Genomic DNA, 15,807 nt, shown 5'->3' with positions numbered 1-15,807 from the left:
AGATTCTATTGTTTTTTTCTATGTGTCACAATTATATATAATATTCAATATATTAAGGTTAATCCATAAATGCTGGAGAGGGTGTTGAATATACGGATGCCAAAGCGATTTTTGCAGCTCGTAGAGCACAGAAAAAGGCCGTTAAATGAAGGTCATATAGACACCTCAAGCTTTGCAGGATAGTGAAGCAATATGGGAATATCTTGTTACTAAAAATCCAGTGGCCGCCGTAAAAATGGATGAGTTATTCGAAACTGCTGCGGAACGGTTGATTGAATTTCCTTATATGGGACATGCCGGTGAAATTTCAGGGACATTGTAAGTTTTCCTGAATGAGAACTATCGGCTGGTTTATGAGGTTTCAGGGGAAAGTGTTTGGATATTAGCGTTGGTGCATACTTCTCAGCTCTGGCCTCCTGTGAAATGAGAACATTGTCGGTAAGCATATAGTGAGTGCCATCCACAACAACGCTGAACCCCTATTCCGCTCGGTTCAGAGTAGCTATATCTGACTGAGAATGTGGATAACTGTGTATTTCAGAAAAGAACGTAGAACGTACAATTTTCTTTCTTGAGAAGTGGGATGCCCTCTGTTAAGGAGGCGATTCCGATTTACATCGCCACCGTTTGATTGTGATCAGCAAAGAAATCTTATCTTGGCCCAGCGTCTGTTAATTCTATCAACAATCAACAAGGACGAACTCCCAGCGTGTGGCAGATGGCGTAACTTAATTCCGCCCGATTCAGAGTATAAAAATGAAAATCTTTCACCCCTTCGCGACTGAGAATTTTCACCATGTCCATCGCAATGGATGCACCAACTAAATTGCGGCTTTCCGGATCATCATCCAGTCCTTCAAACATTCTGGTCATCCAGCTTGGGATGCGGACGTTAGTCATTGTGGCAAACCGCTGTAACTGACGGAAGTTCGAGACGGGCAGAATTCCCGGTACAATTTCCACATCAATTCCCGTTGCAACACAGCGATCGCGAAAACGCAGGTAACTTTCTACATCAAAAAAGAATTGGGTAATGGCGCGATTTGCTCCCGCATCAATTTTGCGTTTCAGGTTAATCAGATCCGACTGAGCACTTTTCGCTTCAGGATGCACTTCTGGGTAAGCAGCAACGGAGATATCAAAATCCGCTTCTTTTTTTAAGAGCTCAACTAAGTCGGCACCATACATTTCCGGTTTACCGTTGCTCTCGGGTAAATCACCGCGCAATGCCACAATGTGACGAATACCACTCTCCCAATAATCGTGAGCAATATTACGCAGTTCCTCACGGTTGGCATCAATGCAAGTCAAGTGAGGGGCAGCATCAAGGCCGGTTTTGTCTTTAATGCCCTTGATGATGCTATGAGTGCGGTTGCGTTCACCGGAATTGGCACCATAGGTTACGGAGACAAATTTAGGCTTCAGTTTGCTTAAGCGCTCAATGGAATTCCACAGGGTTTGCTCCATCGCAGTCGTGCTGGGTGGAAAGAACTCAAAAGAAACACGAATCTGCCCTTCAAGCTCAGCCAAATTCTGATTCAGCGCTTCTCGCTGATTAGCGTGAAAAAAACTCATACCCTGTATCCTTGTAAATCAGCGGAATATTTTGACCCGCTTACGTTTAGATGCTTAAGTGTTTACATGTCTATACGTTTAGATGTCTAAATAGAATGGGCTAAGCATTATGTTTAGTCAACAGCAAAGTGACTTATCCGAAATGAGGAATATTCAAAATGATCAGGAAAGAAATTCATGTTGGGCAGAGCAAGAGAAACGCCTGATTTAATTGGCTTGTGAACGGAGCTATGCGGATTATGAGTGATACTGAGAGGAATTTATGAAGTTTTGTGCGTTGTTTTGGTCAGAAAATAGCGATAAACCCCGACGCACTTATCGGGGTTAAAACTTTTACTGGATATTCTCTCAATTGTAGTAAAATTAATGGGTTTGCAGGCAAAAATGCTCAATCAGCTGAGAAATCAATTTTCTGGTCGGCTCAATAAATTCCATACCTAAAAATTCGTCGGGCTGGTGTGCCTGTTCAATTGATCCTGGTCCCAAGACTAATGTCGGACACAATTCCTGAATAAAAGGCGCTTCAGTACAATAATTGACGGTTTCTGCTTTCGCTCCCAACAAATTTTCGATCACGCCAACCAATTTGTGATCGGTCAGGCATTGATAACCCGGAATGGGGGGGTGGAGAGGAGTAACGCTTAAACGTCCCGGCCAGCGCTGTTTCACCGGCTCTAGTGCTTTATGCAGTAATTCGTCCATATCCTGCACGGTCAATCCGGGCAGCGGGCGAATATCCATATGCAGTTCACAGCAGGCACAGATGCGGTTTGCCGCATCACCACCGTGAATATGGCCGAAATTCATAGTTGGATGAGGAATAACAAATGCTGGATTGTGATAGCGTTCCTGCAAGGTAGTGCGTAATTCCATCAATTGCGTGATGGATTCGTGCATGAGTTCAAGTGCGTTGACACCACGTGCGGGATCGCTGGAATGGCCGGATTTTCCCTCAATGCGGATAACATGAGCTAAGTGTCCCTTATGCGCATGGATAGGCTGTAACGATGTTGGTTCGCCAATAATGGCGAAATCAGGCCGAATGGCGGTATTGGCAGCAAAATAACGCGCGCCTGCCATCGATGTTTCTTCATCTGCGGTGGCCAGAATGTAAAGCGGATGAGTTAGTTTACTGGGATCAACATCCCGCAGAGCATCAATGATGAAAGCAAAGAAGCCTTTCATATCAGCAGTACCGAGTCCGTAAAGCTTGCCATCGCGTTCGCTCAGTGTGAATGGATCTTGTGTCCAGCGTCCCTCATCGAATGGCACAGTATCTGTATGACCACATAACAATAAACCTCCAGAACCACTACCCAATGTTGCCAGCATATTGAACTTGCCACGGGTTTCAGGAACGGGCTGAATCTCAATGTTAAAACCAAGGTCTTTCAACCAGCCAGCCAGCAGGTTGATTAATATTTCATTACTTTGATCCAGTTCAGCATCGGTTGCGCTGATGGAAGGTGTAGCAATGAGCTGATGATATAATCTAATAAATGATGGTAATTTAATATTCACTGTTGACAGCCCTTACTCATGATAGTATCAATATTCATGCATTATAATTGAATATAAATGCAATAATGTGATTGGGTTACTACTACAAGGTGAATAAGTCCCATGTTGAATACGCTGATAGTTGGTGCCAGTGGCTATACCGGAGCAGAGTTAGCAGCATATCTACAACGTCATCTCCATGTCCACCTTTCTGGCTTAATGGTTTCGTCTCAAAGTTCAGATGCGGGGAAATGTTTTTCAGATCTCTACCCGCAGTACAAGGGCATTGTTGATTTACCTTTACAGCCGCTGACTGATGTGGCTGAAGCAGTGAATGGTATTGATGTCGTCTTCCTCGCCACTGCCCATGAAATCAGCCATGATATTGTGCCGATATTTCTACAAGCAGGTTGCACAGTCTTCGATTTATCCGGAGCCTATCGCGTACAAAATACACAATTTTATTCAAAATACTATGGGTTCGAGCATAAAAATACGGCTTGGCTTGATAAGGCAGTTTACGGGCTGGCGGAGTGGCAGGCGGAAAAAATCAAAACTGCCCAGTTGATCGCGGTTCCCGGCTGTTATCCCACTGTTTCTCAGCTTTCATTGAAGCCTTTGCTGGAAAAAAATCTGCTGGATACTGAACAATGGCCCGTTATCAATGCTGTGAGTGGTGTCAGTGGAGCAGGCCGGAAAGCAACCATTAACAACAGCTTCTGTGAAGTTAGTTTGCAGCCTTACGGGATTTTTAATCATCGTCATCAACCCGAGATCGCGACACATTTAGGTACTGAGGTCATTTTTATCCCTCATCTGGGTAATTTCTCGCGGGGTATTCTCGCTACGATCACCTGCAAGTTGAAATCAGGTGTAACAGAAAAGCAAATTAGGGAAGCCTACCAGCTGGCGTATCATGATAAACCGTTGGTGCGTCTATACACGGAAGGTATGCCGGCATTGAAAGCCGTCGTGGGTTTGCCATTCTGCGATATTGGTTTTGCTGTGCAAGGACAGCACCTGATTATTGTCGGTGCTGAGGATAATTTGTTGAAAGGCGCGGCAGCACAAGCAGTACAGTGCATGAATATTCGTTTTGGGTTTGCAGAAACTCAGGCATTGCTTTAATTCCGGCAGATTTTAATACCGACAGAGGATAAATCCGATGGAACCGTTAGTTATCAAATTGGGTGGTGTGTTGTTAGACAGCGAAGAAGCGCTGGCGCGGTTATTTTCCACATTGCAGTCATATCGGAAGACGCATAAGCGCCCGTTAGTCATTGTACATGGCGGTGGCTGTTTAGTTGATGAACTGATGCAGAGATTGCAGTTACCGATTGTGAAGATACAGGGCCTGAGGGTAACGCCAGCAGATCAGATTAATATCGTGACGGGGACATTGGCAGGAACTGCTAATAAGGCACTGCTGGCTTGCGCGATAAAATACCGATTGCCTGCGATTGGATTGTGTCTGGGAGATGGTGGTGTGGTGCAAGTTTCCCAGTTTGATGAGGAATTCGGCCACACTGGAAAAGCTCATCCGGGTAAACCCGATCTCCTGAAAATTTTGCTGGATGTCGGTTATATGCCAATTATCAGTTCTATTGGTATCACCGAAAATGGTGAGCTGATGAATGTGAATGCAGATCAGGCGGCAACCGCCATTGCGCAGGTGTTAAATGCGGATCTGGTCTTTCTGTCTGATGTCAGCGGTATTTTGGATGGAAAAGGCCAGAAAATCCCAGAGCTAACAGCGGAAAAAATAGAACAGCTCATTGAGCATGGCATCATAACTGACGGCATGATTGTGAAAGTTAATGCGGCCTTAGAAGCGGCAAAAACGCTGAAGCATCCGGTTGATATTGCAAGCTGGCGACATACCGAACAATTAATTGCATTATTTAATGGCATACCCACAGGTACGCGAATTTCGGCGTAATTGGCTTGGTTTTACCGATTAGTGGCACAGTATTTGACTGATATGAACAAAAATAAAAGGTTATCCCTATGACTAAAAGCATTAAAAAAATCGTTCTAGCATATTCTGGTGGTTTAGATACATCTGCGATTATTCCTTGGTTGAAAGAACATTATGACAATTGTGAAGTTGTCGCATTTGTTGCTGACGTTGGTCAAAGCCGCGAAGATTTAGAAGGTGTGGAGCAGAAAGCGTTGCGATCTGGTGCGTCGGAATGTCACGTTATCGACCTGCGTGAAGAGTTCATCAAAGAGTATGTTTATCCCGTACTGAAAACGGGCGCATTGTATGAAGGCAGCTATTTGCTTGGTACATCAATGGCACGCCCAATTATTGCCAAGGCACAGGTCGAACTGGCGCTGAAAGTGGGCGCTGATTCTGTAGCTCACGGGGCAACGGGCAAAGGTAACGATCAGGTTCGGTTTGAAAGTACTTATACTGCGTTAGCGCCGCATCTGAAAGTGGTTGCTCCGTGGCGTGAATGGGATCTGCGTTCCCGTGAGGCTCTGCTTGATTATCTGAAAGTCCGCGATATTCCCACCACCGCCACGCTGGAAAAAATTTACAGCCGTGACGAAAACGCATGGCATATCTCAACCGAAGGCGGGGTATTGGAAAGTACATGGAATGCTGCCAATAAAGATTGCTGGGTGTGGACAGCAGAGCCAGAAGATGCGCAGAATGAGCCAGAATATGTCACCGTCACGGTTGAAAAAGGTGAGGTGGTTGGCGTGAATGGTAAGGGGTTGTCACCCTATCAATGTCTTAATGCATTGAATGAACTGGGAGCCAAACATGGTATCGGCCGTATCGACATTGTGGAAAACCGTTTGGTAGGCATGAAATCCCGTGGTTGTTATGAAACACCGGGTGGAACCATCATGATGGCCGCATTGCGGGGAATTGAACAGTTGGTGTTGGATCGCGACAGCTTCAAATGGCGTCAGCAATTGGGGTTGGAAATGTCCTATGTCGTCTACGATGGTCGTTGGTTTGCACCATTGCGCCAGTCGATTCAGGCTGCTGCGGAAACGTTGGCTGACAGTGTCAGTGGGGCAGTGGTCTTAAAACTGTATAAAGGCCAGGTGACCGCTGAACAGAAAAAATCGACATACAGTCTCTATTCTGAAGAGTTCGCTACTTTTGGAGAAGATGAAGTCTACGATCACCGCCATGCAGAAGGGTTCATTCGCCTCTATTCGCTTTCTTCACGTATTCGTACACTGAACAGCAAAAAATAATTTCTGAGCAATTAACCTTTATTAAATAGAGAAAACAGGAACGACATATGGCACTTTGGGGCGGACGTTTCAGTCAGGAAGCCGATCAGCGATTCAAACAATTTAACGATTCTCTGCGTTTTGATTATCGCTTGGCGGAGCAGGATATTATTGGTTCTGTTGCATGGTCAAAGGCGCTGGTTACGGTGGGAGTATTGGTTTCCGAAGAACAGCAAAAACTGGAACTGGCGCTGAATGAGTTACTGGGTGAAGTGCGGGCCAACCCCAAGGCCATTTTGAAAAGCGATGTGGAAGATATTCATAGCTGGGTGGAAGGTCAACTTATCGCGAAAGTGGGCGATTTGGGGAAAAAACTTCACACAGGTCGTAGCCGTAATGATCAAGTCGCAACTGACCTGAAACTGTGGTGTAAGGATCAGATAGCCGATATTCAGCAGGCACTTGTGGAATTGCAACAGGCGCTGGTGATTACGGCGGAGAATAATCAAGATGCGGTGATGCCCGGTTATACCCATTTGCAGAGGGCGCAGCCAGTCACTTTCGCTCATTGGTGCCTCGCCTATGCCGAAATGCTGGATCGTGATGAGAGCCGCCTGCAAGATGCACTGAAACGGCTGGATGTCAGCCCACTGGGCTGTGGCGCACTGGCGGGAACAGCCTATGATATCGATCGTGAACAATTAGCATCATGGCTCGGTTTTGCCTCGGCAACACGTAATAGTCTGGATAGCGTTTCCGATCGGGATCATGTTCTGGAGCTATTGTCAGATGCCAGTATCAGCATGATCCACCTTTCACGCTTTGCTGAAGACCTGATTTTCTTTAACAGTGGAGAAGCGGGTTTTATTGAGTTATCAGATCGGGTAACTTCCGGCTCTTCCCTGATGCCGCAAAAGAAAAACCCTGATGCGCTGGAGCTTATTCGTGGCAAATGTGGCCGGGTTCAGGGCGCATTGACGGGCATGATGATAACGCTGAAAGGGCTTCCCCTCGCTTATAACAAAGATATGCAGGAAGATAAAGAAGGTTTGTTTGATGCACTGGATACATGGCGGGATTGCCTGCATATGGCGGTGCTGGTGCTGGATGGCATTCAGGTGAAACGCGGGCGCTGTGAGGAAGCTGCAAAACAGGGTTATGCCAACGCGACTGAACTGGCGGATTATTTAGTGGTAAAAGGAGTTCCATTCCGTGAAGCGCATCATATTGTTGGTGAAGTGGTAATTGCGGCCATAGCGGAAGGTAAGGCGCTGGAAGAACTGTCTTTGTTTGAACTGCAAAAATTCAGCGAAGCTATTTCGCTAGATGTGTATGACGTTTTATCGCTGCAATCCTGTTTGGATAAACGGCTGGCAAAAGGCGGTGTATCACAGCAACAGGTGGCACAGGCGATTGCAGCGGTTAAACAGCGGTTAACGATAGATTAGCCTGAGAACATAATATAAGCCTGCCCAATCCGGCAGGTTTTTCTATATTAAATTGTAACAAATCTTTTAGTAAAGCAGTGCTGGTTTCTGAAGAGGAATACTGTGAGTTTACTGCCCATAAACGAAATGATGATGTAATAGTAATTTTTTTGATGAATTTGATAGTTTTATTCCCTCGTGCATATAATGATTTATTGATCAATTCTATCATTGATATCAAATACTGAGGTTGGGAATGAATATCCGCGATCTGGAATACCTTGTAGCGCTTGCCGAATATCGGCATTTCCGCCGAGCCGCTGATTCTTGTCATGTTAGCCAACCGACACTGAGTGGGCAAATCCGTAAACTTGAAGATGAGTTGGGCGTGATGCTGCTAGAGCGCACCAGTCGTAAAGTGCTGTTCACGCAACAGGGAATGTTGCTGGTGGAACAGGCCAAAACGGTATTGCGAGAAGTGAAAGTCTTGCAGGAAATGGCGTATCTTCAAGGTGAAAGCATGTCTGGTCCTCTGCATATCGGCCTTATCCCCACCGTTGGTCCCTATATCCTGCCTCTTATCATTCCTGAGTTGCACAAGCTGTTCCCCAAGCTGGAAATGTATTTACATGAGGCTCAGACTCAGAACCTGTTGGCGCAACTCGATAGCGGAAAACTCGATTGTGTCATTCTGGCTTTGGTAAAAGAAACCGAAGCGTTCATTGAAGTGCCACTCTTTGAAGAACCGATGAAACTAGCAATTTATGAAGGGCACCGATGGGCGAATAGGACGCATATCAAAATGGAAGAGCTTGCTGGCGAAAAATTATTAATGCTGGAAGATGGACATTGTTTGCGTGATCAGGCGATGGGTTTCTGTTTTCAGGCTGGAGCCAAAGAAGATACTCATTTTAGGGCAACCAGTCTGGAAACCCTGCGTAATATGGTATCAGCAGGCAGTGGGATTACATTGCTGCCTGATTTGGCTGTGCCAAAAGAGAAAAAACGCGATGGTGTCTGCTATCTGGAATGTATCGAACCAGAGCCTAAACGTACGATTATCTTGGTTTATCGCCCCGGCTCACCTCTGCGCAGTCGCTATGAGCAATTGGCAGAGGCGATTCGAGCTAAAATGGGTGACTATTTCGAAGTTTTTGGCAAAACATTAAAATAACCGATTTAACCCATTGAGTGCAGCAACACGGTAGGCTTCTGCCATTGTTGGATAGTTGAAGGTTGTATTAACGAAATATTCGATAGTATTGCCTTCTCCTTTTTGTTCCATAATGGCTTGGCCGATATGGATGATCTCTGCGGCACGTTCACCAAAACAGTGGATGCCCAGAATCTGTTTTGTTTCACGATGGAACAGGATCTTTATACTGCCAACATTCATGCCGGCAATTTGCGCCCTTGCCAGATGTTTGAATTGGGCGCGCCCTACCTCATACGGGATTTTCATCGCAGTGAGCTGCTGCTCGGTTTTACCGATTGAACTGATTTCAGGAATGGTATAAATCCCTGTTGGAATATCTTCCACCAGATGCAGGTTGGCGCTTCCGGTCATGATAGCTTTTGCGGCAATGCGCCCCTGATCATACGCAGCAGAAGCCAGACTCGGATAGCCGATGACATCGCCAACGGCGTAAATGTTCTCATTGCTGCTCTGATAGACGCGATTCACTTTCAGTAAACCACGGCTGTCTGTTTCCAGACCGACATTTTCCAACCCTAGCTTATCTGTATTGCCGGTGCGGCCATTGGCATACAGTAGACAGTCTGCCTTGACCTTTTTGCCGGATTTCAGATGAACAATCACGCCATCATCAAGACCTTCAATTTTTTCATATTCTTCGTTATGGCGGATGACCGTGCCACTATTCCAGAAATGATAGGACAGGGCATCAGACATCTCTTGATCAAGAAAAGACAGCAGATGATCACGGGTATTGATCAAATCCACCTTAACGCCCAGCCCTCGGAAGATAGAAGCATATTCACAGCCAATCACCCCCGCGCCGTAAATGATAACGTGGCGTGGTTCATGATCCAGTTGCAGGATGGTGTCGCTGTTATAAATACGGGAGTGAGTGAAATCAACATCAGGAGGGCAGTAAGGACGGGAACCAGTGGCAATGATTATCTTATCTGCACTTAATATATCAACACTACCATCAGCATAACGGACACTCACACGATGTTCATCAATGAATGCTGCCTCGCCCGCAAACATTTGGCACCGATTACGTTCATAAAAACCCTGACGCATTTTGGTTTGCTGGCTAATGACAACGTCAGCATGGCGCAGGATTTCAGAAAATGAGGAACGAAGAATGCGGGAGTTATCACTATAGAGGGGGTTTTGATTAAATTCGATAATACGACTGACAGCATGGCGGAGAGCTTTCGATGGAATTGTACCCCAATGGGTACAGCCACCACCGACACTATTGTAACGTTCTATAACTGCAACGTTTTTTTCCTGTTTCACCAGCCCCATTGCTGCTCCTTCCCCTCCGGGACCAGAGCCAATCACAATGGCATCAAAATGAGTATATTGCATAGAGGAAAGACCTGTTTTTACACAAAATAACAACTCTATCTTAACATTACTTGATGTAATAACCTAATGACCATACGGTTTTTATCCTATTACTTAGAAATGAAACCGGAGAATATGGGATAATAGCTTTAAGAGAACAATCACAGCAAACACAGCAGAATCTGATATATTTGCTTTATTATATAGTCGAATGGATATATCAGGATTGTGGTGAGTAACGTAACTGGTGTCAGAGCGAAACAGAAAGAAAAAACCCGTCGTTCCCTGATTGAAGCCGCATTCAGCCAACTCAGTGCTGAGCGGAGTTTCACAAGTCTGAGCTTACGGGAAGTAGCTCGAGAAGCGGGTATCGCGCCTACTTCATTTTATCGGCATTTTCGGGATGTGGATGAACTGGGGCTGACAATGGTGGATGAAAGCGGCTTGATGTTGCGTCAGTTAATGCGTCAGGCGCGTCAGCGTATCGCAAAAGGCGGCAGCGTCATCCGAACCTCTGTTTCAACGTTCATGGAATTCATCGGTAACAATCCCAATGCTTTCCGGTTATTACTGCGCGAACGTTCCGGTACATCGGCTGAGTTTCGTGCAGCTGTCGCACGGGAAATCCAACATTTTATTGCAGAGCTGGCAGACTACCTCGAACAGGCAAGCCACATGCCGCGTCATTTTACTGAAATTCAAGCTGAGGCGATGGTGACAATCGTATTCAGCGCAGGTGCAGAAGCGCTGGATATTGATGAGGAAAAAAGGCGTCGTCTCGAAGAACGTTTAGTTTTGCAACTCCGCCTGATTTCCAAAGGTGCTTATTATTGGTATCGGCGGGAACAAGAAAAAAAGACTGTCCCTAAAACCTCTTGAATAATAATGAAAGGAGAATAATACGATGGAACAATACCGCCAAGATAAAAGCACTATGTTGCTGGCTCTTATCGTTGGATTGGCAACACACGGAACTTTCTCAGCATTTTTCAACTCGCTTGTGCCTTTTTCAATTTTCCCGATTATTGCACTGGTATTATCTCTGTATTGCCTCCATCATCGTTATTTGAATTATCCAATGGCAGATGGATTACCAAAGTTGGTGGCTGGCTGCTTTTTCTTAGGAATCTTCATTTACAGCGCCATCATTCGGGTGGAATATCCAGAAATTGGTTCTAATTTCCTGCCTGTCGTGATTGATGCTGCTTTAGTATTTTGGATTTACAGAAAGATCAAAGGGCGTAAACAACAAGCTATACTCACTTCAGAAAGCCATGGCTGATTATTTTCCTGATAACGGCTGAAGGAATAACGCCACAAATTGATCGCTGTGGCGTTTTGGTCTCCCAACTAATTTTTCAGCTATAGTAGATGGTGATTAAATACGTTTTTCCAGTAATACACCACACTCCATATGGTGCGTATAAGGGAATTGATCAAAGAGTGCCAGTCGGCTTATTTTATGGGTTTGTGTCAGTGTTTCCAGATTCTGGCTGAGTGTTTCTGGATTACAGGAAATATAAAGAATCTGTGAGTATCCCTGTACCATTTTAACTGTTGCATCATCTAATCCACTGCGTGGAGGATCAACAAAAATGGTTTCACATTGATAGCTTTTTAGATCAATGCCATGCAGTCGGTTAAATTCCCGCTCTCCATTCATTGCTTGAGTAAACTCTTCTGCTGACATACGGATAATTTGCACATTATCAATTTGGTTCGCTTCAATATTAAATTGCGCGGCAGCAACCGAAGGTTTGGCAATTTCTGTCGCCAGTACGCGATCAAAGTTCTGTGCTAATGCTAGAGAAAAATTGCCATTACCACAATATAGCTCTAGTAGATCTCCCTTGGCGCCTTTTGTAATACCCACTGCCCATTCCAACATATGAGTATTGATGCTGGCATTCGGTTGCGTGAAACTGTTTTCAACTTGACGGTAAATCATCGTTTTACCCGCAATCGGCAGTTCTTCATCAATATAGTCATGGTCGAGTATGATCTTGGTTTTTGACGCTCGCCCGATCAGCTGAACATCAAATCCATTTGCTTTTAATTGATCACGTAGTGTGATGGCATGCTCGCGCCATTCATCATTCAACTTTTTATGATAAAGCAGAGAGACAATAATCTTATTACTGAGGGTTGACAGATAATCCACTTGAAACAGTTTATGACGCAAGAGTGAATTATCTTTCACGCCCGCAATGATTGACTGCATCATCTGGTTAATCAGCTCATTGGCAACCGGAAATTGATCAATACGAATACGTTGTTTGGTCTGCTGGTCAAACATAATGTGGTAAAGATCATCTTGCTCATGCCAGATGCGGAATTCAGCGCGCATTCTGTAATGTGATGCAGGGGAACGGAAAACCTCAGGCTCAGGTGCACTAAATGGCATCATCATTCCTTTCAGACGATGGACCTTTTCCATCAATTGATTTTCATAATCTTCCGTTGGCAAGACATTCTGCATTATCTGGTTCTCGTATGGTCGCGTTAAGAAAAATTTCCGAGCGGCATTGTAGGGAAAGTGAAAAGGATGTCCAGTTTTCTGGCACATGAGCCTCTTTTTGATAGGGGGTCATTCTGGACTGCTTCTCGCCTTCATCGTAGCATGACACTTTATTCGCTAGATTCAATATAGTTAGATGCCATTCTCTCATGACAAATAACAAACGTATCCTTTTATCTGCTGCTTCTGTGGCAGTGTTTTCTAGCTGGAGCCATTTTGCAGTTGCTGATAATCAAGAGCCACTGGTGGTGACCGCGAACCGCTTTAAACAGCCTGTTTCTTCAGTTTTAGCACCAATGACGGTGGTAACCCGCGAAGAGATAGATCGCTGGCAATCCAGCAGCTTGGTTGACGTTCTACGTCGCCTACCCAGTATTGATATTGCGCAGAATGGGGGAATAGGGCAACACGCTTCTTTATTTGTTCGAGGTACGGAATCACATCATACATTGGTGCTAATAGATGGTATTCGCTTAAATCAGGCGGGTATCACGGGTGCGGCCGATTATAGCCAGATACCGCTTTCAATGGTTCAGAGAATTGAGTATATCCGCGGTGCTCGCTCTGCCGTATATGGTTCTGATGCCATTGGTGGGGTAATCAATATCATTACCAAGCGAGAGCAAAAGGGAACAACATTGAATGCAGGTATCGGCTCGCACGGATACCAGAACTATAATGGTTCGACCCAACAGAAGCTCGGCGAGAATACCTTATTGACCGCAGCGGCTGGATATACCTATACCAAAGGATTCGATGTGGTGGCTGGTGGCGGTACGGGCGGGTATCGTCAGCCGGATCGTGATGGTTTTATGAGCAAAATGCTGTGGCTGGGCGTTGACCATAAATTTAATGATCAGTTCAGTGGGTTTGCTCGTGTGCATGGATTGAATAACCGAACGGCTTATGATGCCTATTATGATAGTTATAATCAGATGCTGATAGATACTCGAGAGCTATTCAGTCGTACTTATGATGCAGGCCTTCAATTTACACAGGGAATTTATTCTGCACAATGGATTACCAGTTACAGCCATGTCAAAGATTACAACTATGATCCCAAATATGGGCGTTATGGCAAAGGCTCCAGCCTAAGTAACTCCAAACAATACAATGTGCAATGGGGAAATTCATGGCAAGTGAGTCATGGCGCAATTAGCGGTGGTGTTGACTGGAAAAGAGAATCGGTTGCGGCAGGTTCGAATAATATTCCTGTACAAAAAGACGTAGATAACACTGGCCTGTATTTGACGTCACAGCAAAAGATTCATGATGTCACGCTGGAGGGTGCTGTTCGTTCAGACCGTCATTCTGAATATAATTGGAATACCACATGGCAAACTGGAATGGGTTGGGAATTCATTGATGGCTATCGGTTGATCGTCTCGTATGGAACCGCATTTAAGGCTCCAACATTGAATCAACTCTATAGCAAATGGGGAAATGAAAGTCTCAAACCAGAAAAAAGTAAACAGTGGGAAGGTGGAATTGAAGGATTAACTGGGGCACTGAATTGGCGCTTATCTGTTTATCATAATGATATTGAACAACTGATAAATTTTGCCAATAACCGCTATGAGAACATTGGTAAGGCAAAAATCAAAGGTGTTGAATGGACAGGAACCATGGATACCGGAATATTCCAGCACCAATTGACATTACAGTATGTTGATCCGCGTGATGGCAATAATAAGCAGCTAGCTCGCAGGGCTAAACAGCAGGTTAAATATCAATTAGATTGGGAATTATACAATATTGATTGGGGAGTAACCTATCAATATATCGGTCAGCGCGATGATGCAGATTATAGTGTTTATCCTCCGAAGCCCCTTAAATTGGGTGGCGTCAGTTTATGGGATATCAGCGCATCATACCCAATCACTAACCACCTCACAATCCGTGCTAGAATAGCCAATCTGTTTGATAAAAATTATGAGACAGCGTATGGCTATCGCACCCCAGGCCGAGAATACTTTCTCACTGGAAGCTACAACTTCTGATTTACCTAAAACCGCCCGACCAACGATTCTAATTTTTGATTCAGGTGTGGGCGGTTTATCTGTATACCAAGAAATTCGACAATTATTGCCGGAGCTCCACTATATATATGCTTTCGATAATGAAGCATTTCCTTATGGAGAAAAAACGGCGGAAGTGATCATTGAGCGGGTCGTTCAAGTTGTCGATGAAATTCAGAAAAGACACCCCCTGGCTATTGTCATCATTGCCTGTAATACAGCTAGCACGGTTAGTTTGCCTGCATTGCGCGAACGTTTTTCTTTTCCCGTTGTTGGTGTTGTGCCCGCAATCAAGCCTGCGGCAAAGTTGACTTGTAACCGAGTAATAGGATTATTGGCGACACGGGCTACAGTCAATCGCGACTACACCAAAGAATTAATTGCAAGATTTGCCACGGATTGTCAGGTTCATTCTATAGGTTCTGCAGAATTGGTAGAGTTAGCCGAACGAAAACTGCATGGTGAGAAGATCCCACTGGAAATATTGGAAAAAATTCTCAAACCGTGGTTGAGAATGAAAGAACCGCCAGATACTGTCATCTTAGGTTGTACTCACTTCCCTCTGATTGCAGAAGAGCTTTCACAAGTTTTTCCTGATGGCACACGATTGATTGATTCTGGAGCTGCTATTGCGCGTAGAACGGTGTGGTTGGTGAAGAACCAAAATAGTTTATTTTTAACAACGGCGGATAATTTGGCTTATTGCACAAAAATAGACCTAAATAGCGAGGCTCTGCGACCCGTATTACGAGATTATGGCTTCCTTACGCTGGAAAAACTGGCAACTTAAGTGAAATTTGTTGCAATAATCATCAGTTGGTGGTTTTTCTCAAAAAAACTATTGCCAGGCACGGAAAAGTCCCTATAATGCGCCACCACTGACCGACGCTGAGCGAAGACACGCCGCCGAGGCCAGCGGGAGAAAAGCCCTGAAAATAAAGGCTTGACACCCGGCGAGGAAAGCGTAAGATACGCAGCCTCACGATACGGAGCCCTGCTCCGGTCGGACCGCTCTTTAACAATTTAATC

Annotated in this window: 14 protein-coding genes; 10 read left to right on the top strand and 4 right to left on the bottom strand. The window is 45.0% G+C overall.

Annotated elements, in window-relative coordinates; genetic code table 11:
* Positions 1 to 172 precede the first annotated feature (172 nt).
* Positions 173 to 322 (top strand): type II toxin-antitoxin system RelE/ParE family toxin, encoded by a 150-nt coding sequence (locus XBJ1_RS22705; protein ID WP_012990519.1) that lies wholly within the window; start codon positions 173 to 175, stop codon positions 320 to 322.
* 365 nt (positions 323 to 687) lie between these two features.
* On the opposite strand, the gene metF is transcribed toward XBJ1_RS22705, so the two are convergent.
* A complete protein-coding gene (gene metF, locus XBJ1_RS18290; protein WP_012990518.1) occupies positions 688 to 1,575 on the bottom strand; it encodes a methylenetetrahydrofolate reductase in 888 nt (295 codons plus the stop codon).
* Positions 1,576 to 1,938: 363 nt separating this feature from the next.
* Positions 1,939 to 3,096, bottom strand: coding sequence for an acetylornithine deacetylase (argE, locus tag XBJ1_RS18285; RefSeq protein ID WP_012990517.1), 1,158 nt, complete (start codon positions 3,094 to 3,096; stop codon positions 1,939 to 1,941).
* Positions 3,097 to 3,198: 102 nt separating this feature from the next.
* On the opposite strand from argE, the gene argC reads away from it, so the two are divergent.
* From argC to oxyR, 5 genes are all read left to right on the top strand, one after another.
* A complete protein-coding gene (argC, locus tag XBJ1_RS18280; RefSeq protein WP_012990516.1) occupies positions 3,199 to 4,203 on the top strand; it encodes an N-acetyl-gamma-glutamyl-phosphate reductase in 1,005 nt (334 codons plus the stop codon).
* Between the two features lie 37 nt (positions 4,204 to 4,240).
* Positions 4,241 to 5,014: an acetylglutamate kinase gene (gene argB / locus XBJ1_RS18275; protein ID WP_012990515.1), complete on the top strand. Its 774-nt coding sequence runs from the start codon at positions 4,241 to 4,243 to the stop codon at positions 5,012 to 5,014.
* A gap of 68 nt (positions 5,015 to 5,082) precedes the next feature.
* Entirely contained in the window at positions 5,083 to 6,294 is a 1,212-nt protein-coding gene (locus XBJ1_RS18270) for an argininosuccinate synthase (RefSeq protein ID WP_012990514.1), read from the top strand.
* A 47-nt stretch (positions 6,295 to 6,341) separates the two neighbouring features.
* Positions 6,342 to 7,721, top strand: coding sequence for an argininosuccinate lyase (gene argH, locus XBJ1_RS18265; RefSeq protein ID WP_012990513.1), 1,380 nt, complete (start codon positions 6,342 to 6,344; stop codon positions 7,719 to 7,721).
* 235 nt (positions 7,722 to 7,956) lie between these two features.
* Complete coding sequence (gene oxyR, locus XBJ1_RS18260; RefSeq protein ID WP_012990511.1) at positions 7,957 to 8,874, top strand: DNA-binding transcriptional regulator OxyR; 918 nt, start codon at positions 7,957 to 7,959, stop codon at positions 8,872 to 8,874.
* On the opposite strand, the gene sthA is transcribed toward oxyR, so the two are convergent.
* Complete coding sequence (gene sthA / locus XBJ1_RS18255) at positions 8,866 to 10,263, bottom strand: Si-specific NAD(P)(+) transhydrogenase (protein WP_012990510.1); 1,398 nt, start codon at positions 10,261 to 10,263, stop codon at positions 8,866 to 8,868. The genes oxyR and sthA overlap by 9 nt on opposite strands.
* 210 nt (positions 10,264 to 10,473) lie before the next feature.
* Here sthA and fabR point away from each other — a divergent pair, with 210 nt between their 5' ends.
* Entirely contained in the window at positions 10,474 to 11,121 is a 648-nt protein-coding gene (gene fabR, locus XBJ1_RS18250; protein WP_012990509.1) for an HTH-type transcriptional repressor FabR, read from the top strand.
* A gap of 25 nt (positions 11,122 to 11,146) precedes the next feature.
* Positions 11,147 to 11,524 (top strand): YijD family membrane protein, encoded by a 378-nt coding sequence (locus XBJ1_RS18245; protein ID WP_012990508.1) that lies wholly within the window; start codon positions 11,147 to 11,149, stop codon positions 11,522 to 11,524.
* A gap of 96 nt (positions 11,525 to 11,620) precedes the next feature.
* Here the strand turns inward: XBJ1_RS18245 and trmA are convergent, their stop codons facing one another.
* Positions 11,621 to 12,721 carry a tRNA (uridine(54)-C5)-methyltransferase TrmA gene (trmA, locus tag XBJ1_RS18240; protein ID WP_012990507.1) on the bottom strand — a complete coding sequence of 367 codons (1,101 nt, stop codon included), beginning with the start codon at positions 12,719 to 12,721 and terminating at the stop codon, positions 11,621 to 11,623.
* Between the two features lie 188 nt (positions 12,722 to 12,909).
* On the opposite strand from trmA, the gene btuB reads away from it, so the two are divergent.
* Complete coding sequence (gene btuB, locus XBJ1_RS18235) at positions 12,910 to 14,760, top strand: TonB-dependent vitamin B12 receptor BtuB (RefSeq protein WP_012990505.1); 1,851 nt, start codon at positions 12,910 to 12,912, stop codon at positions 14,758 to 14,760.
* Positions 14,705 to 15,568, top strand: coding sequence for a glutamate racemase (gene murI / locus XBJ1_RS18230; RefSeq protein WP_012990504.1), 864 nt, complete (start codon positions 14,705 to 14,707; stop codon positions 15,566 to 15,568). The genes btuB and murI overlap by 56 nt, the downstream gene beginning before the upstream one ends.
* Positions 15,569 to 15,807: the final 239 nt, after the last annotated feature.

Source organism: Xenorhabdus bovienii SS-2004 (assembly GCF_000027225.1).
Classification (GTDB): domain Bacteria; phylum Pseudomonadota; class Gammaproteobacteria; order Enterobacterales; family Enterobacteriaceae; genus Xenorhabdus; species Xenorhabdus bovienii_C.
This window is presented reverse-complemented; position numbering and strand designations above follow the sequence as displayed.

What these genes read in the sequence shown, in the direction of transcription:
- btuB (WP_012990505.1), top strand. Translation starts at nt 12,910, where the DNA reads ATGACAAATAACAAACGTATCCTTTTATCTGCTGCTTCTGTGGCAGTG.
- oxyR (WP_012990511.1), top strand. Translation starts at nt 7,957, where the DNA reads ATGAATATCCGCGATCTGGAATACCTTGTAGCGCTTGCCGAATATCGG.
- argH (WP_012990513.1), top strand. Translation starts at nt 6,342, where the DNA reads ATGGCACTTTGGGGCGGACGTTTCAGTCAGGAAGCCGATCAGCGATTC.
- metF (WP_012990518.1), bottom strand. Translation starts at nt 1,575, where the DNA reads ATGAGTTTTTTTCACGCTAATCAGCGAGAAGCGCTGAATCAGAATTTG.
- XBJ1_RS18270 (WP_012990514.1), top strand. Translation starts at nt 5,083, where the DNA reads ATGACTAAAAGCATTAAAAAAATCGTTCTAGCATATTCTGGTGGTTTA.
- argC (WP_012990516.1), top strand. Translation starts at nt 3,199, where the DNA reads ATGTTGAATACGCTGATAGTTGGTGCCAGTGGCTATACCGGAGCAGAG.
- trmA (WP_012990507.1), bottom strand. Translation starts at nt 12,721, where the DNA reads ATGCAGAATGTCTTGCCAACGGAAGATTATGAAAATCAATTGATGGAA.
- sthA (WP_012990510.1), bottom strand. Translation starts at nt 10,263, where the DNA reads ATGCAATATACTCATTTTGATGCCATTGTGATTGGCTCTGGTCCCGGA.
- XBJ1_RS18245 (WP_012990508.1), top strand. Translation starts at nt 11,147, where the DNA reads ATGGAACAATACCGCCAAGATAAAAGCACTATGTTGCTGGCTCTTATC.
- murI (WP_012990504.1), top strand. Translation starts at nt 14,705, where the DNA reads ATGGCTATCGCACCCCAGGCCGAGAATACTTTCTCACTGGAAGCTACA.
- argB (WP_012990515.1), top strand. Translation starts at nt 4,241, where the DNA reads ATGGAACCGTTAGTTATCAAATTGGGTGGTGTGTTGTTAGACAGCGAA.